This window comes from Streptomyces sp. BBFR2, assembly GCF_044497305.1.
Lineage (GTDB): Bacteria > Actinomycetota > Actinomycetes > Streptomycetales > Streptomycetaceae > Streptomyces.
This window is the reverse complement of the sequence record NZ_CP172415.1, coordinates 1,250,845-1,275,756: the sequence shown is the minus strand read 5'-3', so window position 1 is coordinate 1,275,756 and position 24,912 is coordinate 1,250,845. Positions and strand designations below refer to the sequence as shown.

Genomic DNA, 24,912 nt, shown 5'->3' with positions numbered 1-24,912 from the left:
CATACAAAAGGGATGGTTGGGGCGGTGACCGGTGAAGTAAAGCACCGGGCCGCGGTGTTGCCCGCTATACCCCGGACGAGTGGAGGGCCGGGCGTGGCGCCGGATGCCGGTGCCTGGGGGCGGCGCGGGCCCGCACGGCGGCGGTGGGGCGGAGCAGCCCTGTGGCCGGACGCTCTCCGCGCCCGCCGGCCCGTCCGGCACGGCGCGGCCGTGCATGGAAACCGGGCGGGCGGCGGCCGGAAGCCCCGGCCGCCGCCCGCCCTCGTGGTCCGTGTCCGCGCTCAGCCGCCGCCGCACGAGGAGCCGCAGGAGGAGGAACCGCTGCTGCACGAGGAGCCGCAGGAGGACCCGTGGTGCGAGGAGCCGCAGGAGGAGCCGCCGTGGTGCGAACCGCCGCCGCACGAGGAGCCGCCGCCGTGGTGGTGGGAGCCGCCGCAGCTCGATCCGCCGTCGGACCCGCCGCACCAGGCGGGCTGCGCGGACTGGTCGACCCAGGTGCTCCCGCCGCCGGACGAGGACGTACCGCTCGTGGCCATCGCGGTCTGGGCCTGGGCGAGCTGCTCCCGCAGCACCTCGTCCGTGAGGAGCGCGGCGCTGCCGATCGCCACCAGGAGCGCCGCGGGAAGCACCATGCCGGTGGCGGCGGGCGGATGGTTGACGGCCCGGGCGGCGCGCAGCGCGAGCCGGCCCGCCTCGGTCAGCCGGGCCCGTCCGCCCTGCTTGCAGATCCCGGCGACGACCAGCGCCAGGACCACGCCGGGCACGAGCACCACCACGGTGGGCACCTCGGCCGCGCCTGTGTCGAGGTGCCCGGTCGCGGTGGCCAGCAGGGCGCCCATGAGCAGCAGCACGACGCCCGCCATCTGGAGGTTCGCCCACACCCGGGCGGTCCGCCCGCTCCTGGGGTGCCGCATCAGTCCGCGCTCCGCGAGCCGGTCGCCGACCTCCTGGACCGCGGGGTCGGCCATCGCCCGCGCCGCACCGCGACCAGCGCACCGCCGGGCGTCGCCGCCGCGGCCTTCAGCACGGCCGCCTCGACGGCGTCGCGCGGCGCGTCGCGGAGTACGGTCACCACCCCGGGCTCGCCGACGGCCACCCGGCCGTCCTCGTGCAGCGCGGCGAGGGCGGCGTCCACCAGACGCGCGGGGCCGCCGCCGAGGAACGCGATCTCCCACACGTCGTGGGTGGGCGCGTCCACCAGCCGGATCTTGTTCCGGGGACGCCGCCCGCGGACGGTGGCCACGATGAGGCCCACCGAGGACAGGGCCGGCACCAGGTAGGCCCAGAGAACGAAGGACACGGCGGTCACCTCCGGTGTGCGGCGGGCCGGGCGGCCCGCAGGAGTCGGGAGAGCAGGGGGGTGCGGAAGAGCCGGGACAGCGGGCCGGTACCGGGCGGGCGGGGGCCGGCGCGGTCCTGCCACCACCGGGAGAGCCGGCCCCGCGCCCCGGGGTCGTCCGGCAGCCCCCGCGCCAGCAGATGGGCGGCGAAGTCCAGGGCGTCGCGCCGGTACCCGCCGGTCAGCGGGCGCCCCCGCGCGTAGCCGAGGAACGCCGGGCGGTACTGCGCGCCCAGGATCTCCGGCAGCTCGGGCGCGACCTTCGCGATCACCGCGGCCCGCTTGGCGGCCAGCGCCCGCCGCTGCACCTCCAGCCGTACGGGATCGAAGCCCGCCGGCGGCGGCGCCCCGGCGACCAGCGCCGCCAGCAGCTCTTCCTGGGCCCGCGCCAGCCGCTCACGTGCCGCCTCGGCGGCGTCCGCGTCCGGGGGGACGGGGGCGTTCGCGGGGGCGGCGGCAGGGGGTGTGGTCCCGGAGACGGGTATGGAGCCGGACCGGCCGCCGGAGCCGGGCCCGCCCCCGGTGGCGGTCTCCCCTCCGGTAGCGGGTGCGGCGGTCAGAGGGGCGCGCGCCGGGCCGGGGGCGCCCTCGGTGGCCGCCGGTGGCCGCCCCCGGTCCGTGGCTCCGTCAGGCCGCCGCGTCATGCCGGGCCCCCTCCAGCACCGCGCGGATCGCGGTCAGTTCCCCGGCCAGCTCGCCCGCCTCGGGGAAGTCCTCGTCGCGCTCCAGCAGCACCCCGGGCGGCACCGTCCGCGCGCAGAGTGCCCCGAGGACGTCCAGCACCGGACGGGTCACCGGATGGGCGTGGCTGTCGTGCCAGACGCCGTCGCGCTCCACCCCGCCCGCGACGTGCACATAGGCGAGCGCCTCCAGCGGCAGCGCGTCCAGGACGGCGGCCGGGTCCTCGCCCCGGTTGACGTGGTTGGTGTGCAGGTTGGCGACGTCGATGAGCAGCCCCACCCCGGTCCGTTCGACCAGCTCGGTCAGGAACTGCCCCTCGGTCATCTCCTCCCCGGGCCAGGCGATGAGCGCCGCGATGTTCTCCAGGGCCAGCGGCACCGGCAGCGCGTCCTGCGCGATCCGTACGTTCGCGCACAGCACGTCGAGCGCGTCGTGGGTGCGCGGCACCGGCAGCAGATGCCCCGCCTCCAGCCGGGGCGCACCGGTCGCCGGGCCCCCGGCGCGGACGAACGCGATGTGCTCGGTGACCAGCGGCGCGTCCAGGGCCACCGCGCGTTCGGCGAGCGCCGCGAGCCGCCCCTCGTCGGGCCGCTCGGCGCCGCCGAGCCCCAGCGACACCCCGTGCGGGACCACCGTCAGGCCCCGGGCGCGCAGTGCGTCGAGCTCCGGCGGCAGATGACCGGGACAGAGGTTCTCGGCCACCACCTCGACCCAGTCCAGCCCCTCGAACCCCGCGATCTCCGTGGCGATTTCCGGCCGCCAGCCGATGCCCGTTCCCAGGCGTTCCATGCGTTCCCCCTTGCACCGCGTACGCACCGGTACCTCGCCCCGGTGATGTCCGCCGAACCCTGTGCGCACCGCTTTCAGAGCTGGATTTGAGCTTCTCCGCGCGGTGGCGTCCCCCGCCGGGACCGGCCGTACGCGCCGGTGCCCGCGCTCAGCGGGCGGCCTCGAACCCGGTGGCCGCGCCCAGGGCGAGCAGTACACCGCCGGTGGCCTGATCCAGCAGCCGCCGTACCCGGGGGCGGTGGAAGAAGGCGCGCGCCCGGTGGACGGCGCAGGCGAGGGTGCCCAGCCACAGGACGCCCAGTGCGGCATGCACCGTCACCAGCAGCATGGTGGTGGCCACCACCGGCGCGCCGTGCGGGATGAACTGCGGCAGCAGCGACAGGTAGACCACGCCGACCTTGGGGTTGAGCACGTTCGTCAGCAGCCCCGTCCGGAACGCCCGCAGCGGCGTGAGACCCGTCGTGCCCGCACCGTCCACCGTCTCCCGGGCGACGTCCGGGGCCGTCGCCCCCGGGGCGGTCCGGCCGCGCCGCGCGGCCCGCAGCGCCTGTGCCCCCAGCCACATCAGATACAGCGCCCCGGCCACCCGGAGCACGCCGTACGCCGCCTGGGACGCGGACAGCATCGCCGTCAGCCCCACCGCCCCGGCCAGCCCCCAGACGAAGCACCCCGCCGCGATCCCGAGCGCACCGCACAACGCCGCGCGCCGCCCCGAACCGAGCGCGGTCCGCAGCACGACGGCGAAATCGGGCCCCGGCGAAATGGTCAGCAACGCGGCAACGGCGGTGAAACCCAGAAGAGACGTGAACACGCCATAACGGTACGGGGCGGAGGCGCGGCGGGTTCAGGGGGGCCGGGCCTCGGCACACCCCGGTACGGCCCGTTCGGTGAGGCGGCCCCGCGATGGCCGGAAAGTACCTGTGCGACCCGGGGCGGCGACGTATCGGCCTCGGCCCCTGCGCCCCGGTGCGGTCGGGCCCCGCGACCTGGTACGGCCGGTGCCCTGCCCCGCGACCCGGTACGGCCGGGCCGCCGGGTGCGGCCGGATCCGACGGCCGGGCGGCGTGCGCGGCCTTCTCGCGGGGCTTACGTGCCCACGGCCACCGGCCCCGTCAGCGATGCGAGCCACGAGGTCACGACGGGACCCGCGCAAGGGATGCATCTCGGGGAGGCGGCGAGGGCCGCGTCACGAGGGCCGCAGATGGCGGCAGCGGCCGACCGGCCGCGCCCCGGCCCCGGGCGGGTGCGCATCCGGGCCGGGCGGGCCTGCGGTGACGGCGTAGGGGAAGCCCCTCGCCTACGGGCGCCGTGATCCGGGCAGCGGACAGTACCGCGTGCCCCCCTCCGCCACCACCGTCGGCCCGGGGGCGATCTCGGTGAAGCCCGCGTCGTGCACCACCGGGAGGCCGCTGCGGGTCAGCGTGTCCCAGGCGTCCTCCGGGGCGGTCCGTACGGAGAGCGGGAAACCGGCGTCCCGCCAGGCGGCGCGCTCCGGCGCGGACAGCTCCCACCAGGCCAGTTGGGCGGCGTGTCCGGCCTGGGCCATGGACTTGCCGGCGGACATCGTCAGGCCGGGGTTGAGCCACAGCACCGGATCGCCGGCGGGCGGTGCGGGCGGCGGCCCGGGGTCGTCCAGTTCGGTGCCGGAGACCTGGAGACGGGCCAGGTCCTTGGGCCAGCCGTCGAGCGGCACCGGGGGATGGACCCGTACCTCGGCACGCTCCCCGGTGACCGTGATGCCCGGCAGCGCCCCGGCCCGCCGCCACTCGGCGCCGCGCGCCCGGCGCACCACCTTGCGGATCCGGGCGTCCTGCCAGTCCCGTACCGCCGCGGCCCACTCGCCGTCGCCGTCCGCGCGCTCGTCGGAGAGCAGCGCCAGCACGGCGCGGGCGGCCGTCTCCAGGGCGTCGGTGCGGGCCGGGGGATCGGCCCGCTCGATGCGGACCACGAGCGGCAGGACGAACTGCGGTGCGGCGTCCCGGTCGGCGGCGCTCCTCACGTGCGCCCCGACGGCGGTCGGCTCCGGGGCGCCGTGGGCTTCGGTGCTGGTCATCCGCCCAGTGTGCCAGCCCGTCCGGCGGCTTCCGCGCGCCGGACGGAACGCCTTCGGCGGCCCGCCACCGGGTGCGCAGGTCCGGGGAACGGTACCGCGGCCGTCGCCGTTGGCACGGTGGAAGCGCGCGGGGAGCGCGCCGCGGCGAGGGGGCAGGACATGCGACTGGACGATGTCGGCAGGCGATACGGACCGCGCGGGCCGTGGGTGGTGCGCGGGGTGGACCTCGATCTGCCGCAGCACACGCTGGTACGGATCGAGGGGGCCAACGGCAGCGGGAAGTCCACCCTGTTGCGGCTGTGCGCCGGTATCGACCGGCCCACCACCGGCCGGATCCGCGGCCGCCCACGCACCGCGTACGTCCCCGAACGGTTCCCGCCCGCCCTGCCGTTCACGGCCCTCGGCTACCTCACCCATCTGGGGCGGGTGCACGGACTGCGCGGCCCGGCGGCGGCGCGGGCGGCCGGGGTGTGGCTGGAGCGGTTCGGTGCCGCCGGGCACGCCGGGACGCCGCTGTCCGCGCTGTCGAAGGGCACCAGCCAGAAGGTGGCGGTCGCCCAGGCGCTGCTCGCCGCACCGGAGTTGCTGGTCCTGGACGAGGCGTGGACGGGCCTGGACGCCGCGGCCCGCGCCGAGCTGGACCGCGCGGTGACCGAACGGGTCGCCGACGGCGGGACGGTCCTCTTCGTCGACCACGACCCCCGGCGGCTGGCCGGCGCGGCCGACGCCTGCCACCGCATCGCCGACGGACGGCTGCGCCCCGCGCCGCCCCCGGACCCGGCGGAAGCCGCCTCGGTGACCGGCCCCCGGGTGACGGTCCACGCCGAGCCGCCGGGGGCCGGAACGGAGCTGCCGGAGAAGCTGCCGGGACGGCCCGCCCGGGTGCGGGAGCCGGACGGCGCGGTCCGGTTGACGGTCCCCGCCGCCTGCTCCGACGCGCTGCTGCGGGCCCTGCTGACGGCCCGTCCCCCGTGGCACATCCGTACGGTGACCGCCCCGGCGGAGCCGCCACCGGAGGGGCCGCCCGGTGGCGGGGCCGTCCACGGGGCGGGGGAAGGGGACGGCGCGACGCACCACGCGGTCGCTCCGGGGGCCACGGACCGCTCCGCCCCGGCGCGCCCCGTCGCCCTGGTCACCACCGGCGATGACCGGCCGGAAGGAGACCACCGGTGATCGCCCTGCTCCGCTACCAGGCGGCTCTGCTGCTCGGCTCGCACCGCTGGCTGCCGCCGGTGATCCTGTACGCCGGGTTCCTCGTGGTCGGGATCGGGACGGGCAGCCCCGTTCTCGACGCCTTCGGGTTCGCGGCGGCGGCGCTGCTGCCACTGACGATCTGGCTGACCCGGGTCTGTATGACCAACGAGCCGCCCGCCGCCCGCAGTTGCCTCGCGGCGGCGGTGGGGCCGGGCCGGGCGCATCTCGCGGCGGTGCTGACGGCCGCCCTCGCCGCGCTGCCGCCCGCGCTCGCCGGGACGGCGTTCGTCGCGCTCTTCTCCGACCCCCGCTCCAACGACCACCAGGTCACCGTGGACCTGCTTCCGGCGACGGCCTGCGGGCTGGCGGCCGCCGTGGTCTGCCTCCTGCTGGGCACCGCCGCCGGGGCGGTGTGCAACCGGCCGGTGCTGCGCGGCACGGCGTGGCCGGTCTGCGCCGGGCTGCTGGGCTGCGTCCTGCTGGTCGTCCCGGCCTTCTCGCCCGCCGGTGCGGTGGTCCGGGGGCTGGTCATGGGATCGGCGACCGGCACGGCGGAGATGCCGTGGCTCCCGCTCGCCGCCGCGATACCGATATCCGCCGCGGCGGTGGCGGCCGTCTGCCGCCTCGCCGCCCGCCGGGGCTGACGTCCGCCCGGCGACGGAGCGCGGCGCCTGGTGCGGGCCTCGCTCCGGCGCCGCGGTCGACGGCGCACCTCGCCGCGGACACCTGGCCCCCGTGGGAACCGGGCCCGGGGGCTACGCCCCGGTGACCAGCGGTCCCGCGTCGCGGGCCAGGGCGGTGAGGCGGGAGATCGCGCGGAAGTACTTCTTGCGGTAGCCGCCGCGCAGCATCTCCTCGCTGAACAGCTCGTCGAACGCCTTGCCGGAGGTGATCACCGGCACCTCGCGGTCGTAGAGCCGGTCGGCGAGGACCACCAGACGCAGTGCGGTGGACTGGTCCGGTACGGCCTGCACATCGGTGAGGCAGACGGCCCGGATGCCGTCGCACATCGCGCCGTAACGGCTGGGGTGGACCTTCGACAGATGGTCCAGGAGGGAGGGGAAGTCGTCGAGCGAGGCACCCGGCGTGCGGTACGCGGCGCGGGTGACGGTCTCGTCGTCGTACGGGGCGGGTGCCTCGGGCAGACCGCGGTGGCGGTAGTCCTCGCCGTCGATGCGCAGCGGCCGGAAGTGGGCGCTCAGGCCCTGGATCTCGCGGAGGAAGTCGGCGGCGGCGAAGCGGCCCTCGCCGAGCTTGCCGGGCAGCGTGTTGGAGGTCGCGGCCAGCGCCACACCGGACTCCACCAGCCGGGCGAGGAGGCTGGAGACCAGCACCGTGTCGCCGGGGTCGTCCAGCTCGAACTCGTCGATGCACAGCAGGCGGTGGTCGCCGAGGGTGCGGACGGTCTGCTGGAAGCCGAGCGCGCCGACCAGGTTGGTCAGCTCGACGAAGGTGCCGAACGCCTTGCGCTCGGGTGCCGCGTCGGTGGCGTGCCACAGGGAGGCCAGCAGGTGGGTCTTGCCGACGCCGTAGCCGCCGTCCAGGTAGACGCCGCGCGGGCCCTTGGACGCGGCGGGCTTCCTGGCGAACCAGCGGCGCTTGCCGCCGTCGGCCGAGGCGCCGCCGATGCCCGCCGCGAAGGCGCTGAGCACGGTCACGGCCTCGGCCTGGCTGGGCTGCTTCGCGTCCGGGATGTAGGTGTCGAAACGGGCGCCCTGGAAGCGCGGCGGCGGCACCATCTCGGCGACCAGCCGGTCGGCGGGGACGTGCGGGGCGCGGGAGGTCAGCGCGGCGGGCGCGGCGTCGGCGCCGTCGGCCGCTTCGGCTATCGGCGCGGACGGGGAGGACGAGGGCTGGGAAGGCGACACAGCGCTCCAGCCTAGTCGCTCCGCGGGGGGTCCCGGGCCGCCGGGCGAGCCATGTCACACTGCCGCCCATGCGACGCCTGTACCCCCTCCCCGCCCCTGCCCCCGCCCTCCCGGACACGTCCGCAGCGCCCGCGGGCCCGGACGTCTCCGCCGACCGGGAGTGGACGCTCGACGAGCTGGCGGACGCCTACGCCTACCCGGACGAGAGCGATCCGCTGCGCGCCGGGCGAGCGGCCTGGCTGCGCGCCAACATGGTCACGTCGCTGGACGGCGCCGCTCACCACGAGGGCCGCTCCCAGCCGCTCTCCGGCGCCGCCGACATGCGGATCTTCGGTGTGCTGCGGGCGCTGGCCGACGCGGTCGTGGTCGGGGCGGAAACGGTTCGGCAGGAGGGGTACCGGCCGGCTCGCGCGCGCGAGGCGTTCGCCGCGCGCCGGGCCGCCGCAGGGCAGGGGCCCGCCCCCGCCGTCGCCGTGGTGACCGCCGGTCTCGGTCTGGACTTCACCCTGCCGCTGTTCACCGGGCCGCTGGTGCCCACGCTCGTCGTCACCGGCGCCGGGGCCCCGGCGGAGCGGGTGGCCGCGGCGCGGGCGGCCGGGGCCCAGGTGCTGTTCGCGGGGGAGGGGCAGGGCGTCGATCCGGCGCGGGTCCCGCGGGTGCTGGCCGCGCGGGGGCACCGCCGGCTGCTGACCGAGGGCGGGCCGTCGCTGCTGGGGCAGTTCGCCGCGGCCGGGGTGCTGGACGAGATGTGTCTGTCGCTGGCGCCGGTCGTCGCGGTGGGGGACGCGCCGCGGATCATGGGCGGCCCGGCGGTGGCCGTCCCGGAGCGATTCGCCCTGACGTCCGTACTGGAGGAGGCCGGGTTCCTGTTCACCCGATACCGTCGGAGCTGACAATCATGCGGAATTACCCGTTCCGCTTAGCTTCCGTTGGGCACACTTAGAGCCAGCAGGCCCCGTGTGACGGCGGGGGCAGGATGGTTCTGTGGGGTGCCGCGGCATGCGGTGTCCCGGAAGAAGATGAAGAAGGGCGTCCGTCGTGTTCACGAGCGTATTGATGATCGAGAAGCCTCTGACGCCCGCCGACGTCGAGTTCGTCACGACGCTGCACGGCGACGACCCGGTCTCCTTCGTCGTCCTCATGCAGCCGCGCGGCGCGCAGGACCTGCTGCTGCGGGCCATCGACGACGTCGCCCTGGGCGAGTTCGACGACGCCGTCCGCGAGGGCGAGGAACCGGAGGGCGACGCGGCGGACGCCCCCGCCGAACGCGCGCTGGCGCACACCCTCGCCGCGCTGCGCGCCACCGGCGCCGAGGCGACCGGGCAGGTCGCCGAACGGCACCCGCTGGACCGGCTGCGCGACATCGTCGACGAGACGGACGCGGACGAGGTGATCGTGCTGACCACCCCCCACTTCGTGGAGGAGTTCTTCCACCGCGACTGGGCCTCCCGCGCCCGCCACAAGGTCGGCGTGCCGGTCCTCAAACTGTTCTCGCACGCCCCGGAAGACGACTCCCAGGCGCAGGACTGAGCCGCCCGTCCGCCACCTCGACGACCGCGTCGACCGCCGCCAGATGCGACCGGTCGTGCGTGACCAGCACCGTCGCCGTACCGCGCCGGTGGGTGAGCGTGGTCAGCAGCTCCAGCACCGCCGCACCGCGCGCGTGGTCGAGGGCGCTGGTCGGCTCGTCCACCAGCAGGACGGCCGGGTCGTTCATCAGCGCCCGCGCGATGTTGACGCGCTGGCGCTGACCGCCGGAGAGCTGATGCGGCCGCTTGTCCGCCTGGCCCTCCAGACCGACGGCCGCCAGCAGCTCCCGGGCCCGCTGCCGCGCGGCGCGGGGCGGGCGCCCGTCGAGGTGCGCCATCACCTGGAGCTGTTCGGCGGCGGTCAGCGACGGCAGCAGATTCGGCTGCTGGAAGACGGTGCCGACGGTGGTACGGCGCAGCGTCGTCAGCGCGGCGCGGCCCAGCCCGGTGGTGTCCCGTCCGGCGAGCGCGACCCGGCCGCTGTCCGGCGTGATCAGCGTCGCGGCCACCGCCAGCAGAGAGGACTTGCCCGAGCCGGACGGCCCGATCACCGCGGTCAGGGTCCCGGCGGGCACGGTCAGCGAGACCCGGTCCAGCGCGGTCAGCCGGGCGTCGCCGTCCGGGTAGGTCAGCGTGACATCGGTCAGTTCGAGGCTCATCGGGCACTTCCCAGGGCGGTCAGCGGGTCCACGGACGTGATGCGGCGGATGGAGAGGGCGGCGCCGGCGGCACCCAGCGCGATCATGATCAGCGCGGGGACCAGCACCGTCGACGGATCGAGGACGAACGGCACCGCCCGCCCGACCACCGCGCCCAGCCCCGCGACGAGCGCGGCGCCCACGCCCGTCCCCAGCACCAGCAGGACGAGGGCCTGGCCGAGCGCGTCCTTCAGCAGCTTCCCGGTGGACGCGCCGAGCGCCTTGAGCACCGCCACGTCCCCGCTGCGCTGAATCGTCCAGACGGTGAAGAACGCGCCGATGACCAGCGCCGAGATGGCGAACAGGAACCCGCGCATCAGCCGCAGCGAACCGTTCTCGGCGGTGTACGAGCCGATGCCCTCCAGCGCCGCGGCGGACGTCACCGTGGTGGTGCCCAGCCGCGCGTCGGCGGCGGCCAGATCGGCCCCGGAGGCGGTCAGCGCCACCACCGTCGCGCCGTCCCCGCCGCCGGGCAGCGCCCGCCAGGCGTCCAGCGTCGTCCAGATAACCGGCGTGTGGCTGTACATCGCGGCGCCCGTCACGGCGGCGACCGGCATCCGGCGGCCGCCGAGGGTCACCGTGTCGCCGCGTGCCAGGTCCAGTTCCTCGGCGGCCTTCCGTGACAGCACGGCGCCGCCCCCGGACACCTTCGCGCCGCCGGGGAGGAGCGCCGAGCCCGGCCGGACGCCGAAGACCGACACGGCGGCGGTGCGCCGCCCCGCCTCGGCCTTCGTGGTGGAGATCCCCAGCGGCTCGGCGCGCGCCACACCCGGCACCGCGGACCAGCCGGCCACGGTGCCCGGCGACAGCCGCGAGTCGGTGAACGAGACCGCGCCGCCGTCGGCGGGCTCCGAGAACACCAGGTGGTCGGCGGGGAGCGCGGTGATCGCCGAGGTGTTCTCCCGGCCCAGCCCCGCCGTCAGCCCCGACAACAGGCCGACCAGCACCGTGATGAGCACGATGACCGTGCCCATCAGGGCGAACCGGCCCCGCGCGAATCTCAGGTCCCTCAAGGCGACGAACACGGCCCCATCCCTCTGCATCTCCGGCGGCCGGGCCCACTGCCCGGCGGGTGGCTCCACCGTCCCGCCCGGGGGCGCCCCGCGGCATCGCGCCCCGGAGCGGTTCCCCCGGATCGAAAGGTGCTTCCCCCGCTCAACCTTTCGATTGATGCCGCTGCCCGGCGCCGTGCTTAACCTGGAGAAATCGTGACCGACCCCTCCCTCACCCCCGTCGTACGGGTGCTCCGTAGCTGCCTGCACCTGATGGTGGCGGCGCTGCTGGCGCTCGCCGCCGCCCGCGCCGTCGTCGGCGGCGGCCCGCACCCCGCCGCCGTCGTCGCCGTCTCCGCCGTCCTGCTCGGCGCGTACGTCACCGGCCCGCTGCTGCCCCGGGTCCGCCCGCACAGCGGCGCCGCGGCCCTGTGGCTGACGCTCGTCGCGGCCGTCTGGCTGGTGCTGCTGGCGCTCACCCAGGACGGCGTCTGGCTCGCCTTCCCGCTCTTCTTCGTCCAGCTCCACCTGCTGCCGCCGCGCTGGGGACTGCCCGCCGTCGCCGTCACCACGCTCGCCGCCGTCGCCGGATTCGCGCTCCACACCGGGGCGCTGGGCGTCGGTACGGTCATCGGACCGGTGCTGGGCGCCGCCGTCGCGGTCGCCGTCGTCCTCGGCTACCAGGCCCTCTACCGGGAGAGCGAACAGCGCCGCCGGATCGTCGAGGAGCTGACCGCCACCCGCGGCGAACTGGCCGCCGCCGAACACGCCGCCGGGGTGCTGGCCGAACGCGAACGCCTGGCCAGGGAGATCCACGACACGCTGGCGCAGGGCCTGTCCAGCATCCAACTGCTGCTGCGGGCCGCCGAGCGGGCCCTGCCCGCGCGCCCGGAGTCCGCGCTGGGACATGTCGTCCACGCCCGTGCCACCGCCGTCGACAACCTCGCCGAGGCCCGCCGGTTCGTCCGCGAACTGACCCCGCCCGACCTGGAGACCGGCTCCCTGCCCGCCGCGCTGGAGCGGCTCTGCGCCACCACCGCCCGCGCCGGCCTCGCCGTGCACTGCCAGGTCTCCGGCACCCCCGCCGAACTCCCCGTCCCGCACGAGGCCGCCCTGCTGCGCATCGCGCAGTCGGCGCTCGCCAACACCGTCCGGCACGCCGGGGCCCGCCGCGCCGAGCTGACCTTGAGCTACATGGACACCGAGGTCGCCCTGGACGTCGTCGACGACGGCGCCGGCTTCGACCCCGCGGCCCTGCCGCCCGCCGGAACGGCCACGGCCGGCGGCACCGGCTTCGGCCTCGCCGCCATGCGGGCCCGCGCCCGCGCCCTGCACGGTGCCCTCGCCGTCGAATCCGCCCCCGGCGAGGGCACCGCCGTCGCCGTCACCCTGCCCCTGCCGCCCGCCCCCGCGGACACCGCGGCCCGCAGCGAGGAGCCCGCCCCGTGACCGCCCCCGCCCCGATCCGGCTGCTGCTCGCCGACGACCACCCCGTCGTACGGGCCGGACTGCGCGCCGTCCTGGAGACCGAACCGGACTTCGCGGTCGTCGCCGACGTCCCCACCGCCGAGGAGGCCGTCACCCTCGCCGCGCGGCCCGGTGTCGACGTCGTCCTCATGGACCTCCGCTTCGGCGGCGAGATGCGCGGCTCCCAGGCGACCGCCGCCATCACCGCCCGCCCCGGCGCACCCCGCGTCCTCGTGCTGACCACCTACGACACCGACGCGGACATCCTCGCGGCCATCGAGGCGGGCGCCACCGGCTACCTCCTCAAGGACGCCCCGCCCGAGGAACTGGCCGCCGCCGTCCGCACCGCGGCGGCCGGCAGATCGGCCCTCGCGCCGACCGTCGCGCTGCGCCTGATGGACCGCGTGCGCGACGGCGCCGCCGCCCTGTCGCGCCGCGAGACGGAGGTCCTCCAGCTCGTCGCGGACGGCCTGTCCAACGCCGAGGTCAGCAAGCGCCTCTTCCTCAGCCAGGCCACCGTCAAGTCCCACCTGGTGCACATCTACGCCAAGCTCGCCGTCGACTCCCGTACCGCCGCGGTCGCCGCCGCCACGGCGCGCGGTCTGATCCGCCGCTGAGCCGGACGGATCCGCCGCCCGTCGGCCGCGGCGCGGAGCGGCCGGACACGCGTTGTCACCGGCGGGTGCGAGAATCGACGGGCACGTCAGCCGCGACGATCAGGGAGTCACCCATGGCAGCCGCCATCCCAGCCTCGATGGACCGACCGCACTTCATCGGCATCGGCGGAGCCGGTATGTCGGGCATCGCCAAGATCCTCGCGCAGCGCGGCGCCCGTGTCGCGGGCAGCGACGCCAAGGAGTCCGCGACCGCCGCCGCCCTCCGCGAGCTGGGCGCCACCGTCCACATCGGCCACGCCGTGGACCACCTCGCCGCGGACGCCACCGCCGTCGTCGTCTCCTCCGCGATCCGCGACGACAACCCGGAGCTGGCCGCCGCCCGCGAGCGCGGCATTCCGGTGGTGCACCGCTCCGACGCGCTGGCCGCCCTGATGGACGGCGTCCGCCCGATCGCCGTCGCCGGCACCCACGGCAAGACGACGACCACCTCCATGCTCGCCGTCTCCCTGACCTCGCTCGGCCTGAAGCCGTCGTACGCCATCGGCGGCGACCTCGACGCCCCCGGCTCCAACGCCGAGCACGGCTCCGGCGAGATCTTCGTCGCCGAGGCCGACGAGAGCGACCGCAGCTTCCACAAGTACGCCCCCGAGGTCGCCATCGTCCTCAACGTCGAGCTGGACCACCACGCCAACTACGCCTCGATGGACGAGATCTACGAGTCCTTCGAGACGTTCGCCGGCCGCATCCGCCCCGGCGGCACGCTCGTGATCTCCTCGGACCACCCCGGCGCCCGTGAGCTGACCGCGAGGATCGCCGGGAAGTCCGACATCCAGGTCGTCACCTACGGCGAGTCCAAGGACGCCGACGTCCGCATCCTCAAGATCAACCCGCGCGGTCTGACCAGCGACGTCAGCGTCTCCCTGGCCACCGGCCGGATCCTGACCTTCACCGTCTCCGTCCCCGGCAGCCACTACGCCCACAACGCCGTCGCCGCCCTCGCCGCCGGTATCGCCATGGGCCTGCCGCCGCACAACCTCGCCTCCGCGCTCGGCACGTACACGGGCGTCAAGCGCCGCCTCCAGCTCAAGGGCGAGGCGGCCGGGGTGCAGGTCATCGACTCCTACGCGCACCACCCCACCGAGATGACCGCCGATCTGGAGGCCATCCGCGGCGCCGCCGAGGGCGCCCGCGTCCTCGTCGTCTTCCAGCCGCACCTCTTCTCCCGCACACAGGAGCTGGGCAAGGAGATGGGCCAGGCGCTCGCCCTCGCCGACGCCTCCGTCGTCCTCGACATCTATCCGGCCCGCGAGGACCCGATCCCCGGCGTCACCAGCGCCCTGATCACCGACGCGGCACGCGCCGCCGGCGCCGAGGTCACCGCCGTCGCCGACCGCGCCACCGTCCCGGACACCGTCGCAGGAATGGCGAAGCCCGGCGATCTCGTTCTCACCATGGGAGCGGGGGACGTCACCGACCTCGGCCCCGCGATCCTGTCCCGCCTGGCCGGCTGAGCTGAGGAGACCCGATGCCGTACGAGATCGACAAACCCGACGAGCAGTGGCGCGCCGAACTGACCCCCGCCGAGTACCAGGTGCTGCGGCAGGCGGGCACCGAGCCCGCCTTCGTCGGTGAGTACACCGACACCACCACCGAGGGCGTCTACTCCTGCCGCGGCTGCGGCGCCGAGCTGTTCCGCTCCGCCACCAAGTTCGCCAGCCACTGCGGCTGGCCGTCCTTCTACGACCCGAAGGACTCCGAGGCGGTCGAGCTGATCGAGGACCGCTCGCACGGCATGGTCCGCACCGAGGTCCGCTGCGCCCGCTGCGGCTCCCACCTCGGCCACGTCTTCGAGGGCGAGGGCTACCCCACCCCCACGGACCAGCGGTACTGCATCAACTCCATATCGCTGCGGCTGACGCCGGACGGGGACTGACGCCGGGGCGGGCCGGGGCTCCGGTGGAGCGTGCCCGGCCCGCCGGTATCAGCGCTCCACCGTCACCGCCGTCACGATGAAGCCGTCGGCGACGAGCCAGCCGCCGTGGAAGGCGGTCAGCCGCCGTCCGTCGATCTCGGGGCCGTCGACCAGCAGCCGGGCGGTGAACGACGCGTCGGTGGGGTCGAGGGTGAGGGCGGCGTCCTCGAAGCCCAGCCAGCGGCCGGTGAGCGGGTACCACGCCTTGTAGACGCTCTCCTTGGCGCTGAAGATCAGCCGGTCCCAGTGGATCTCCGGCTGGGCCGCCTGGAGCGCGGGCAGCGCGGCGCGTTCCTCGGGCAGGGTGATCAGGCCGAGGACGCCGGGGTCGCGGACGGGCTCGTTGGGCTCCGCGTCCACGCCGACGGAGCGGACGTCGGTGCCGCGGGCGACGGCCGCCGCGCGGTAGCCGGTGCAGTGTGTCATCGCGCCGACCAGCCCCTCCGGCCAGCGCGGCGCCCGGTCGGCCCCGGGCAGCAGCGGCGCCGGGGGGATGCCGAACGTCGCCAGCGCCGCGCGGGCACAGGCCCGTACGGTGCCGAATTCCAGTTGGCGGGAGGGGACGGCGCGGGCCACGGCCGCCCGCTCCTCGGGGAACATCTCGTCCAGCGGCCGGTCCGCGAACGCCTCGGCGGTCGCGATCGGCGGCGGCAGCAGCTTCTCGATCATGCCGGGACCCCGGCGGTCACCGGCGGCAGGATCTGCACCGGGCGGCCCGGCTGCTTCGCCCGTGGCCGCCATTCGCGCGGATAGCCCAGCGACACCTCCTGGTGCGGGATGCCGTCGCAGGTCAGCAGGCGCGGGATGTGCAGATGGCCGTAGACGACGGTCCGGGCGCGGAAGCGGCGCGGCCAGTCGGCGGTGGCCTCGCTGCCGCACCACAGGGAGAACTCCGGGTAGCGCAGCGGCAGCAGCGGCTCACGGATCAGCGGGAAGTGGTTGACGAGGACGGTGGGCAGGTCCTCGGGGATCTCCCTCAGCCGTGCCTCGGTGACGGCGAGCCGCTCCCGGCACCAGGCGTCGCGCGTCGGATACGGGTCGGGGTGCAGCAGGTACTCGTCGGTGCAGACCACGCCGGCCTCGTGGGCGGCGGCGAGGGCGGAGTCCTTGTCGTGGGTGCCGGGCGGCCGGAACGTGTAGTCGTAGAGGAGGAAGAGCGGGGCGATGACGGCGGGGCCGCCGTCGCCCTCCCAGAGCGGGTACGGGTCCTCGGGGGTCAGGACGCCCAGCTCCCGGCAGATGCCGACCAGGTGGTCGTAGCGGGCCTGGCCGCGCAGTCGCACCGGGTCGTCGGACGGGGTCCACAGTTCGTGGTTGCCGGGGACCCACACCACTTGGGCGAAGCGGTCGCGGAGCAGGGCGAGGGCCCAGCGGATGTCGGCGACCTGTTCGCCGATGTCGCCGGCGACCAGCAGCCAGTCCGCGTCCGACTCCGGCCGTAGCTGTTCGACGATCTCGCGGTTCTCGTCGTACCGGACGTGCAGGTCACTGACGGCGACGAGCTTGCCGGGTCGGCCGCCCGGGGTGCCGGGGCCGTCGGCGGGCCGGGGACGGTCGGGGGCGTGGGGCAGCGGGCCCGTGGCGCGGATCTCGTAAGTCACCTGCGCAGTAAAGACCGTGGGGCACGGGGGAGGGAAGGGCCTCCCGGTGCGGCCGGGGCGCGTCGCCCCGGACCGGCGGAGCGGTCCCGGGGCCGGTCGGGGGGAATTCCGGGGCGTGCGGCTGTCACTGGGCGGGGCGGGGTGTACCGGCGGGCCCGGGTGCGTGCGGCTGTCACCCCCGGGCTCCCGCCCATGTGTCCACGGCTGCTCCTGGGCGTGGGCTGTCCTTCGGCGGGCCGGGGCGCACGGCCGTACCCGGGAGGAGGTGTACGGCTGCCCCGGGGCGGGCCGGTGTGTTCCGGCTGCCGCCGGGGGAGACGTACGGCTGCCGCCGGTGGCCGTGTCCGTACGGGTGCCACTGTGGCCGCGCCCGTACGGCCGCCCTCCGGGGGAGCGGGTTTCCGTACGCCCCGGGGCGGGCCGGTCGCCGCGGGCGTGTGGCCGGGCGCTACGGGGCGGTGCCGCGGCGGATGCGGGTGGCGAGCCAGAGGTCGAAGCGGTCGTCCGGGTCGTCGAGGTGCCGTCCGGTGAGGGTCATGGCCTTGTCGAGGCGGTTGCGGACGGTGTGCCGGTGGACGCCGAGGCGGCGGCTGGTGGCGTCCCAGGCGCCGCCGGTCTCCAGCCACGCCGTGAGGGTCGCCACCAGCTCCGCGCCGTGGTCGTCGAGGTCGAGCGGGCCCAGCACGGTGTCGGCGTAGCCGAGCAGCGTCGGCCGGTCACCGAGGTCCAGCAGCAGGCGGCTGGTGCCGGAGGCGCGGGCCTCGGCCGGTTCGCCGGTGGCCCGGCTGACGCCGAGCAGCCCGGTGGCCTGCCGCAGCGACACCCGCACGGACGCGGGGGCGGTGGCCGGCCCGATCCCGGCCGGGCGGCCCGCCGCGAACCGCCCCAGCACCTCGCGCACCTCGCACCCCTCCCCGGTCACCGCCTCGACCACCCCGCCGCGGACCCGGACTAGGCCCCCGGGCAGCGCCAGCGCCAGATCGGCGGCGAGGTCCTGGGCGGCCGCCGCCCGCGCCGCCTCGTCCGGCCCGCCCGGCGCCTCGACGGCGACGCCCCGCACCCGCCCGGCCGCCAGGCCCGCCGAAACGAGCAGCTCACCGGCGCGTTCGGCGGTCGGCCCGTCGTCGGCGAGGAGTTCGGACAGCAGCGCCGAGCGGCGGCGGCGCTCCGGCTCGTCCCGCAGATGGCGCCGCTCCAGCTCCAGGGAGAGCAGGGAGACGAGACCGGGGACGACGGCGCGGGCGGCGCCGTCCGGGCGCCCGGTGAGCAGCAGCAGGCCGCGCAGCCGCCGCGCGCCGAGCGGCTGCACCTCCAGATGGTGCCCGTCCGCCGTGCTGGTGGCGCTGGTGCGCAGCCCCTGGGCCGCGACCCGGTCGAGCAGTTCGCGGGCCGCGTCCGGGGGCGGTACGTCGTCCCCGGGGGACGCGCCGGTCGCCAGGGGGCGGCCCAACGGGTCGAGGACGGCGGCGCCCACCCCGGTGGCGGCGGTCCACTCCCGCAGGACGGACGGCAGTCCGCCGCCGACCGCCGCGGCGGTCAGCCGCCGCTGGGTGGCGAAGGACCGCTGCAGCGCCGCGCGCCGCTCCTCGGCCCGCGCCGCGAAGACCGCCTTGGTGACGGCGATGAACGGCACCCCGTCCGGGACGGTCAGCAGCGGCAGCCCCGCCTCCCGTGCGGCGTCGATCAGCGGTCGGGGCGCCTCCTGGTACGGCAGCCCCTGCCCGAGACCGAGTGCCAGACACGCGGCGCCGCCCCCGGCGACGTCCCGCACGTACTCCCGGCAGCCGGCCGCGTCGCCGGGCAGCAGCAGCCCGATGGTCATCAGCAGTTCGCCGCCCTGGAGCCATTTACCGGGCCGCAGCAGGTCGGAGACGGTCGCCGCCTCGATGGCACGCTCCCGCAGCGGCGGCGGCACGTCGTAGCCGGGGGAGAGCGCGAGGTCCGTCCGGGCCAGCAGATCGGCGATACGCAGGGGCATGGGAACAGTCTCCGTCACCGGTGCGGGCGGGGGCGCGCGAGCGTCCGTACGCGCCGTCGCGGTGTGGGGCCGCGCCCCTTCGCGCCCGGTGGCGGGGCCCGTGCCCCGATGCCGTTCACCGGGCCAGGAACCGCGTCTCTTCGCGGCCGGTGGCGGGGCGCCGTTCTCCTCCGGCCCCGGATGCGGCGCCCCGGGCCGGGCGGATCGCGGGCGCGCCCCCCGTACCGGGGTGTACCGGGGCGAGCCCGGCGAGGCCGCGCGCACCGCTGCCGGGCGGGCGGACCTGGTACGACGTCATGGACGGGCCCGGAGCGGCCGGAACGGCCACCTCGCCTGGACAGCGGGTCACCCGCCCCGCAGAATTCACCGCATGACTTCGCTCGATTTCCCCGCCCGACCGACGCGCCCGTCGGACGCGGACCGGGAACGTGCGCTGCATCTGCTGCGCGAGGGCGCCGCGGAGGGACGGCTGTCGCAGGACACCTTTCTGCGCCGGCTGGAGCTGGTTCTCACCGCGCAGCAGCACTCCGAACTCTCCCTGGCCACCGCCGACCTGGAGAGCCGCGGCCGGGTCCAGGGCGTGCTGCTGCGGGCGGTGGGCCGCATCTCGGCGTTCCACCTGCGGATCCGCCGCGCCTGGCGCACGGAGCGGCTGCCGAAGCTGATGCTCCCGGTGCCCGGCCCGATCCCGCTGAGCATCGGCCGGGCCCCCGGCGCCGGTCTGCGCCTCAACCACGAGACGGTCTCCCGCATCCACGCCGAACTCCGCAGCGAGGGCAGCGGCTGGATGCTCCGCGACCTCGGCTCCACCAACGGCACCTGCGTCAACGGCCTCCGGGTCGTCGGCGAGGTCCCGGTGGGGCCCGGCGATCACATCAGCTTCGGGAACATGGATTATGTGTTGACGGAGCGGTGATGGCGTGATGCCGCGGACAATCGGCGCGATGACCGGTATGCCTGACTCGGTGAAGAGTGCTTGAGGGGTGAGCCCTTCCCGGGGAGAGTCGCAGGTCAGGCAGTGTGCTTCCCGCGTGGGCGGGGATGGCCCACGGGCGAGCGTGAGACCGATCGGCGGCGCCGCGTGCTTCCCGCGTGGGCGGGGATGGCCCCATCCAGGACCGGGCGGTTGCGCTGCACCACCTGTGCTTCCCGCGTGCGCGGGAACGCCCCGTCACCCCTCCGCAGGCCGTTCCAGCACCACCAAACTCCGCCCGGCCAACATCAAACGGCCCCCGGCCTTCACCACAGCGCCAGCGGCCTCGGCACCGGCATCACTCGCCCCGTCCGTACTGCTCCCCCCGGCCCCCACGTGGACCCGCCCCGTATCCACCACAACCCGCCACCGCCGCCCATGCCCCGGCGGCACCGTGAACTCCCGCTCCTCCGGGTGGGCGTGGAACATCAGCAGGAACGAGTCGTCCGTGATCGGCTCGCCCCGGGGGCCCGGTTCGGAGATCGCCGCGCCGTTGAGGAACACGGTCAGGGAGCTGGCCTGCGCGCACTCCCAGTCGTCCGGTCCCATCTCCGTCCCGTCGGCGGTGAACCACGCGATGTCCGTCAGGCCGTCCTCGGACCCGGGGACCGGCCGTCCCCGGAGGAACCGCCGGCGGCGGAACACCGGGTGCGCTCGCCGCAGCCGTACGAGCTGCCGGACGAACGCCAGCAGCTCGTGCTCCTCGGTGTCCTCCGGTTCCGGCCAGCGCACCCAGGAGACCTCGCTGTCCTGGCAGTACGCGTTGTTGTTGCCGTGCTGGGTGCGGCCGAACTCGTCGCCGTGGGAGAGCATCGGTACGCCCTGGGACAGCATCAGGGTGGCGAGGAGGTTCCGCATCTGGCGTGCCCGCAGCGCCCGGATGCCGGGGTCGTCGGTCGGCCCCTCGGTGCCGCAGTTCCATGAGCGGTTGACGTGCTCCCCGTCGCGGTTGTCCTCGCCGTTGGCCTCGTTGTGCTTCTCGTCGTACGCCACCAGATCGTGCAGGGTGAAGCCGTCGTGGCAGGTCACGAAGTTCACCGAGGCGATCGGACGGCGGCCGTCGCCCTGGTAGAGGTCCGAGGAGCCGGTCAGCCGGGAGGCGAACTCGGCGAGGGTGCGCGGCTCGCCGCGCCACAGGTCGCGCACCGTGTCGCGGTACTTGCCGTTCCACTCCGTCCACAGCGGCGGGAAGTTGCCCACCTGGTAGCCGCCCTCGCCGAGATCCCAGGGCTCCGCGATCAGCTTGACCTGGCTGACCACCGGGTCCTGCTGCACCAGATCGAAGAAGGACGACAGCCGGTCCACCTCGTGGAACTGCCGCGCCAGCGTCGCCGCGAGGTCGAACCGGAACCCGTCGACGTGCATCTCCCGCACCCAGTACCGCAGCGAATCCATGATCAGTTGCAGCACCTGCGGGCTGCGCATCAACAGGGAGTTCCCGGTACCGGTGGTGTCCGTGTAGTACCGCCGGTCCTCCGCGAGCCGGTAGTACGAGGCGTTGTCCAGCCCCCGGAAGGAGAGCGTGGGGCCGAGGTGGTTGCCCTCGGCGGTGTGGTTGTAGACGACGTCGAGGATCACCTCGATGCCCGCGCGGTGCAGCGCCCGCACCGCCGTCTTGAACTCCAGCACCTGCTGCCCCCGGTCACCCCAGGACGCGTAGGCGTGGTGCGGGGCGAAGAACCCGATGGTGTTGTAGCCCCAGTAGTTGGTGAGTCCGGCGTCCGCCAGCCGGTGGTCCTGGACGAACTGGTGCACCGGCATCAGCTCCAGCGCGGTCACCCCAAGCCGCGTCAGATGCCCGATGACCGCCGGGTGCGCCAGCGCCGCGTAGGTGCCGCGCAGCTCCTCGGGCAGGTCCGGGTGGCGCATGGTGAGGCCCTTGACGTGCGCCTCGTAGAGCACCGTCTCGTGGTACGCGGTGCGCGGCGGCCGGTCGTCGCCCCAGTCGAAGTACGGGTTGACCACCACCGACGCCATGGTGTGCGGCGCCGAGTCCAGGTCGTTGCGGGAGTCCGGGCGGCCGAAGTGGTGGCCGTAGACCGCCTCGTTCCAGTCGATCCGGCCGCTCAGGGCGCGTGCGTAGGGGTCGAGGAGCAGCTTGGCGGGGTTGCAGCGGTGGCCGCGGGCCGGGTCGTGGGGGCCGTGCACGCGGAAGCCGTAGCGCTGGCCGGGCACCACCCCGGGCAGGTAGGCGTGGCGGACGAACGCGTCGGCCTCCCGGAGTTCGACGGCGCTCTCGCTCCCGTCGTCGTGCAGCAGGCACAGGTCGATGCGGCGGGCGGCTCGGGAGAAGACCGCGAAGTTGGTTCCGGCGCCGTCGTAGGTGGCGCCCAGTGGATACGGCTGTCCCGGCCAGACCTGCATGCGGCGGCTTCCACCTTTTCGTCGGGGGCTGCGGCGGCCCCACGGCGCACGGCCGCGGACCGCCCGGATCCTTCCCCGACCCGGCCCGCACACCTGGACCATTCCCCGATATTCGCCGGAAAGCGGGCATTTTCGAGCCTAGTGGGGCTTTCCCGTCGTGTCGCCGGAGCCCGCGACCGGTGACCATCTCCCGTACGTCAGATGCGGTAGCGGCTAGCTCATCCAGCCGGAGCCCACCAGTAGTGCGTCGGCCAATCGCCCGGCGCTCCGGTGGCCGTCGGCGGCATACCCGGGGCGGGGTCGCGCGCCACCGTGCGCCCCCGTGCCGCCCGGTCCGGAGGTCCGCCCCGGGCGCGGACCTGCGGCGGACGGGGGTGCGGGACGGTCCCCGGACGGCGGCTCCGGTATGGCGCCCGGCCCGTGCCCCGGAGCCGCACCGAAGGCCGTCCGATCCCGTCGCGGCTATGAAACCGCTCACGTCCGCACCGGGATCCGGGACGCAACGGCTACGTGTGACTTGGGGAGTTGACGGACCGGTCGACCCATCCTGCTGCACCGTTCCCCGCTCCGCAGTAGTCTGCCTTGATCGTTGGCGCGGGGTTTCGGGAGGCGGTGGCAGGTGAGCGGCGGGCTGGAGTTGCCCCCTGGTGACGAGGGTCACGAGGGCCATGAGGGCGGCTCCGTCGACGCGCCGCCCGGTGCGGTGTCCCTGGCGCGGCCACTGGAGATCGGTGCGGAACTCGACTGGGGCGCCGACGCCTGGAGCGAGGTGCGCACCCGCGCCCGCCGGGCCGGTCGCGCCTATATCTGGCTGAATCTCGTCGAGCAGCGGCTCCGTGCCGTGGTCTCCGCGGTGCTGCGCCCCGTCTACGAGCCCGTGCACGGCGACGAGTGGGTGATCGCCGCCGCCGGACCGGCCGGACAGGAATGGGTCCAGCGCGCGGTGGCCGTCCGTGAGGTCAGCCGCCGCAAGGGCTACCTCCTCGACCCCGCCGATGACAACATCGTCAGCTTCCTGACCCTCCCGCAGCTACGGGAGCTGATGGTCCAGCACTGGCCCTGCTTCGCCCCGTACTTCGACGACCGCCGCGACGTCGAGCTGGGCCTCGACGAGCTGGAGGTGGCCCGCAACATCGTCTCCCGCAACCGCGCCCTGTCGGAGACCGTCCTCGCCCAGGCGGAGCGCGCCTCCGCCCGCCTGCTGGACCTGCTGGGCTCCGGGAGCGGGACCCGTACCTCCGGCCGGCTGCCCATCGACGCCGTCGAGGACCTGGTGGGCGACCGCTACGCCGATGTCGTCGGGGTCCACGCCGACCGGGTGCGGCTCCAGCGCCAGCTACCCGCCGAGGACCTCTTCGGCGGCGCCCGGCGTCTCGACGCGGTCGGTATCGGGCTCAACCTCCTCGTGCAGAACTACTCCGGGCGCCGCCTGGTCCACCTCGCCGAGTCGGGGTGCCGGATCCGGCTGCTCTTCCTCAACCCCGCGAGCAGCGCGGTGCGCCGCCGGGAGCGCGAGATCGGGCTGAAGAAGGGGGAGATGAGCCGGTCCATCGAGATGAACATCCTGCACATGCGGCGGGTCCGGGCCCGGCTGCGCGACCCGGGGGCGTTCGAGATCCAGGTCTTCGACGAGACCCCGCGGTTCACCGCCTACCTCGTCGACGGCGACGGGCCCGACGGGCTGGCCGTCGTCCAGAGTTATCTGCGCCGCAGCCGCGGTATGGAGTCCCCGGTGCTGGTGCTGCGCGGCGGTGGCCGGGACGTGGTCCGTCAGGGCGGCGCGGGCCGGGAGGGTGAGGCCGGGCTCTTCGAGGCGTACCGCGAGGAGTTCGAGAGCGAATGGGCGGACTCCCGGCCGGTGTCCTGACCTGGGAAGGGGCGGGCCGGACGCGGCCGGGGCACGCTCCGTCCGCGTCCGGCCCGCCGCGTCACGACCGTTCGGAGTCCGGGACCCTACTGTCTGCTTTGTCCCGCTCTGTTCTTCGCCGCCGGTCGCGTTGTCAGTGGCGCGTGCGAGAGTGGCGGAGCAACGGGGGACGCACCACCGAAGGAGGCCCCGCCATGAGCTGGCATCAGGACCTGTTGGCCGGTTTCGACCTGGAGACCACGGGCACCGACATCGAGCGGGACCGCATCGTGACCGCCGCGCTGATCCGCCTGGACGGCGACGGCACGACCGCGGTCCGGCAGACGTGGCTGATCGACCCGGGCGTTCCGGTGCCCGAGGAGGCCGCCGCGATCCACGGCATGTCCACCGCCTACGTCCGCGAGCACGGCGCCCCGCCCGAGACCGCCGTGGAGGAGATCACCGAATCCCTGGCCGCGACCCTGGGCGCCGGGATACCTCTGGTGGTGATGAACGCCCGGTACGACCTCTCCCTGCTGGACCGGGAGTGCCGCCGCCACGGCATACGGCCGCTGACCGAGCGCCTGGGCCACGCCCCTTCCCCGGTCATCGACCCGCTGGTCCTGGACCGCCACGTCGACCGCTACCGCAAGGGCAAGCGCGCCCTCCAGGCGCTCTGCGGCCACTACGGCGTGCCGCTCGTCGGCGCCCATGAGGCGGGCGCCGACGCCGTCGCGGCCGCCGGTGTCGCCCGGCGGATAGGCGAGCGGTACCCGGACGTCGCCCTGCCGTCCCCGGAGGCGCTGCACACCCTCCAGGAGGACGCGGCGGCGGAGCAGGCCGCCGACTTCCAGGCGTATCTGCGGCGTTCGGGCAAGCCGGAGGCGTACGTCGAGGGTGCCTGGCCGCTCATCCCGCACCAGGCGTCGCACGACTGATCCGACGGCCGCC

At 75.3% G+C, this 24,912-nt stretch carries 22 protein-coding genes and 1 pseudogene; 11 read left to right on the top strand and 12 right to left on the bottom strand.

Features of this window, described 5'->3' with window-relative positions; all coding sequences use genetic code 11:
- Positions 1–281 precede the first annotated feature (281 nt).
- The 5 genes and pseudogenes from ACGH2B_RS04365 to ACGH2B_RS04345 all read right to left on the bottom strand — a co-directional run bounded on the left by ACGH2B_RS04365 (position 282) and on the right by ACGH2B_RS04345 (position 4,862).
- Complete coding sequence (locus ACGH2B_RS04365) at positions 282–968, bottom strand: hypothetical protein (protein WP_399084350.1); 687 nt, start codon at positions 966–968, stop codon at positions 282–284.
- Complete coding sequence (locus tag ACGH2B_RS04360; protein WP_399084347.1) at positions 914–1,300, bottom strand: TIGR04222 domain-containing membrane protein; 387 nt, start codon at positions 1,298–1,300, stop codon at positions 914–916. The genes ACGH2B_RS04365 and ACGH2B_RS04360 overlap by 55 nt, the downstream gene beginning before the upstream one ends.
- 5 nt (positions 1,301–1,305) lie before the next feature.
- A pseudogene (locus ACGH2B_RS04355) lies at positions 1,306–2,809 on the bottom strand (DUF692 domain-containing protein).
- Positions 2,810–2,957: 148 nt separating this feature from the next.
- The gene (locus ACGH2B_RS04350) at positions 2,958–3,620 is read right to left on the bottom strand and encodes a LysE family translocator (protein WP_399084344.1); all 663 of its coding nucleotides are present in this window, start codon (positions 3,618–3,620) and stop codon (positions 2,958–2,960) included.
- Positions 3,621–4,106: 486 nt separating this feature from the next.
- Positions 4,107–4,862 (bottom strand): peptidyl-tRNA hydrolase, encoded by a 756-nt coding sequence (locus tag ACGH2B_RS04345; RefSeq protein WP_399084341.1) that lies wholly within the window; start codon positions 4,860–4,862, stop codon positions 4,107–4,109.
- 159 nt (positions 4,863–5,021) lie between these two features.
- On the opposite strand from ACGH2B_RS04345, the gene ACGH2B_RS04340 reads away from it, so the two are divergent.
- Together ACGH2B_RS04340 and ACGH2B_RS04335 are read left to right on the top strand one after the other, a co-directional pair.
- Entirely contained in the window at positions 5,022–6,035 is a 1,014-nt protein-coding gene (locus ACGH2B_RS04340) for an ATP-binding cassette domain-containing protein (protein WP_399084338.1), read from the top strand.
- Complete coding sequence (locus ACGH2B_RS04335; RefSeq protein WP_399084335.1) at positions 6,032–6,700, top strand: ABC transporter; 669 nt, start codon at positions 6,032–6,034, stop codon at positions 6,698–6,700. The genes ACGH2B_RS04340 and ACGH2B_RS04335 overlap by 4 nt, the downstream gene beginning before the upstream one ends.
- A gap of 111 nt (positions 6,701–6,811) precedes the next feature.
- On the opposite strand, the gene zapE is transcribed toward ACGH2B_RS04335, so the two are convergent.
- Positions 6,812–7,924: a cell division protein ZapE gene (gene zapE, locus ACGH2B_RS04330; protein WP_399084332.1), complete on the bottom strand. Its 1,113-nt coding sequence runs from the start codon at positions 7,922–7,924 to the stop codon at positions 6,812–6,814.
- A gap of 68 nt (positions 7,925–7,992) precedes the next feature.
- Here zapE and ACGH2B_RS04325 point away from each other — a divergent pair, with 68 nt between their 5' ends.
- Both ACGH2B_RS04325 and ACGH2B_RS04320 read left to right on the top strand, forming a co-directional pair.
- The gene (locus ACGH2B_RS04325; protein ID WP_399084329.1) at positions 7,993–8,817 is read left to right on the top strand and encodes a pyrimidine reductase family protein; all 825 of its coding nucleotides are present in this window, start codon (positions 7,993–7,995) and stop codon (positions 8,815–8,817) included.
- Positions 8,818–8,980: 163 nt separating this feature from the next.
- Positions 8,981–9,454, top strand: a complete 474-nt coding sequence (locus ACGH2B_RS04320; RefSeq protein ID WP_399084326.1) for an indole-3-glycerol phosphate synthase — start codon at positions 8,981–8,983, stop codon at positions 9,452–9,454.
- On the opposite strand, the gene ACGH2B_RS04315 is transcribed toward ACGH2B_RS04320, so the two are convergent.
- Both ACGH2B_RS04315 and ACGH2B_RS04310 read right to left on the bottom strand, forming a co-directional pair.
- Positions 9,405–10,112: an ABC transporter ATP-binding protein gene (locus ACGH2B_RS04315; protein ID WP_399084324.1), complete on the bottom strand. Its 708-nt coding sequence runs from the start codon at positions 10,110–10,112 to the stop codon at positions 9,405–9,407. The two genes, ACGH2B_RS04320 and ACGH2B_RS04315, sit on opposite strands and share 50 nt — an antisense overlap.
- Entirely contained in the window at positions 10,109–11,176 is a 1,068-nt protein-coding gene (locus ACGH2B_RS04310; RefSeq protein ID WP_399084321.1) for an ABC transporter permease, read from the bottom strand. Before ACGH2B_RS04310 ends, ACGH2B_RS04315 begins: the two co-directional genes overlap by 4 nt.
- A 240-nt stretch (positions 11,177–11,416) precedes the next feature.
- Between ACGH2B_RS04310 and ACGH2B_RS04305 the strand changes: the two genes are divergently transcribed.
- From ACGH2B_RS04305 to msrB, 4 genes are all read left to right on the top strand, one after another.
- Positions 11,417–12,592: a sensor histidine kinase gene (locus tag ACGH2B_RS04305; RefSeq protein WP_399096696.1), complete on the top strand. Its 1,176-nt coding sequence runs from the start codon at positions 11,417–11,419 to the stop codon at positions 12,590–12,592.
- Entirely contained in the window at positions 12,589–13,227 is a 639-nt protein-coding gene (locus ACGH2B_RS04300) for a response regulator (RefSeq protein ID WP_399084318.1), read from the top strand. The genes ACGH2B_RS04305 and ACGH2B_RS04300 overlap by 4 nt, the downstream gene beginning before the upstream one ends.
- A gap of 113 nt (positions 13,228–13,340) precedes the next feature.
- Positions 13,341–14,738 (top strand): UDP-N-acetylmuramate--L-alanine ligase, encoded by a 1,398-nt coding sequence (gene murC, locus ACGH2B_RS04295; protein ID WP_399084315.1) that lies wholly within the window; start codon positions 13,341–13,343, stop codon positions 14,736–14,738.
- A gap of 14 nt (positions 14,739–14,752) precedes the next feature.
- Complete coding sequence (msrB, locus tag ACGH2B_RS04290; protein ID WP_399084312.1) at positions 14,753–15,160, top strand: peptide-methionine (R)-S-oxide reductase MsrB; 408 nt, start codon at positions 14,753–14,755, stop codon at positions 15,158–15,160.
- Positions 15,161–15,208: 48 nt separating this feature from the next.
- Here msrB and ACGH2B_RS04285 read toward each other — a convergent pair whose 3' ends face one another.
- From ACGH2B_RS04285 to ACGH2B_RS04275, 3 genes are all read right to left on the bottom strand, one after another.
- Positions 15,209–15,868, bottom strand: coding sequence for a 4'-phosphopantetheinyl transferase (locus ACGH2B_RS04285; RefSeq protein ID WP_399084310.1), 660 nt, complete (start codon positions 15,866–15,868; stop codon positions 15,209–15,211).
- Positions 15,865–16,800, bottom strand: a complete 936-nt coding sequence (locus ACGH2B_RS04280; RefSeq protein WP_399084307.1) for a metallophosphoesterase family protein — start codon at positions 16,798–16,800, stop codon at positions 15,865–15,867. Before ACGH2B_RS04280 ends, ACGH2B_RS04285 begins: the two co-directional genes overlap by 4 nt.
- Positions 16,801–17,248: 448 nt before the next feature.
- Positions 17,249–18,778, bottom strand: a complete 1,530-nt coding sequence (locus tag ACGH2B_RS04275) for a PucR family transcriptional regulator (protein WP_399084305.1) — start codon at positions 18,776–18,778, stop codon at positions 17,249–17,251.
- A 370-nt stretch (positions 18,779–19,148) separates the two neighbouring features.
- Between ACGH2B_RS04275 and ACGH2B_RS04270 the strand changes: the two genes are divergently transcribed.
- Positions 19,149–19,694: an FHA domain-containing protein gene (locus tag ACGH2B_RS04270; RefSeq protein WP_399084302.1), complete on the top strand. Its 546-nt coding sequence runs from the start codon at positions 19,149–19,151 to the stop codon at positions 19,692–19,694.
- 255 nt (positions 19,695–19,949) lie between these two features.
- Here the strand turns inward: ACGH2B_RS04270 and glgX are convergent, their stop codons facing one another.
- Positions 19,950–22,115, bottom strand: coding sequence for a glycogen debranching protein GlgX (gene glgX, locus ACGH2B_RS04265; RefSeq protein WP_399084300.1), 2,166 nt, complete (start codon positions 22,113–22,115; stop codon positions 19,950–19,952).
- Between the two features lie 619 nt (positions 22,116–22,734).
- On the opposite strand from glgX, the gene ACGH2B_RS04260 reads away from it, so the two are divergent.
- The gene (locus ACGH2B_RS04260; protein WP_399084297.1) at positions 22,735–23,982 is read left to right on the top strand and encodes an SAV2148 family HEPN domain-containing protein; all 1,248 of its coding nucleotides are present in this window, start codon (positions 22,735–22,737) and stop codon (positions 23,980–23,982) included.
- A 194-nt stretch (positions 23,983–24,176) separates the two neighbouring features.
- Positions 24,177–24,899, top strand: coding sequence for an exonuclease domain-containing protein (locus ACGH2B_RS04255; RefSeq protein ID WP_399084294.1), 723 nt, complete (start codon positions 24,177–24,179; stop codon positions 24,897–24,899).
- Positions 24,900–24,912 lie beyond the last annotated feature (13 nt).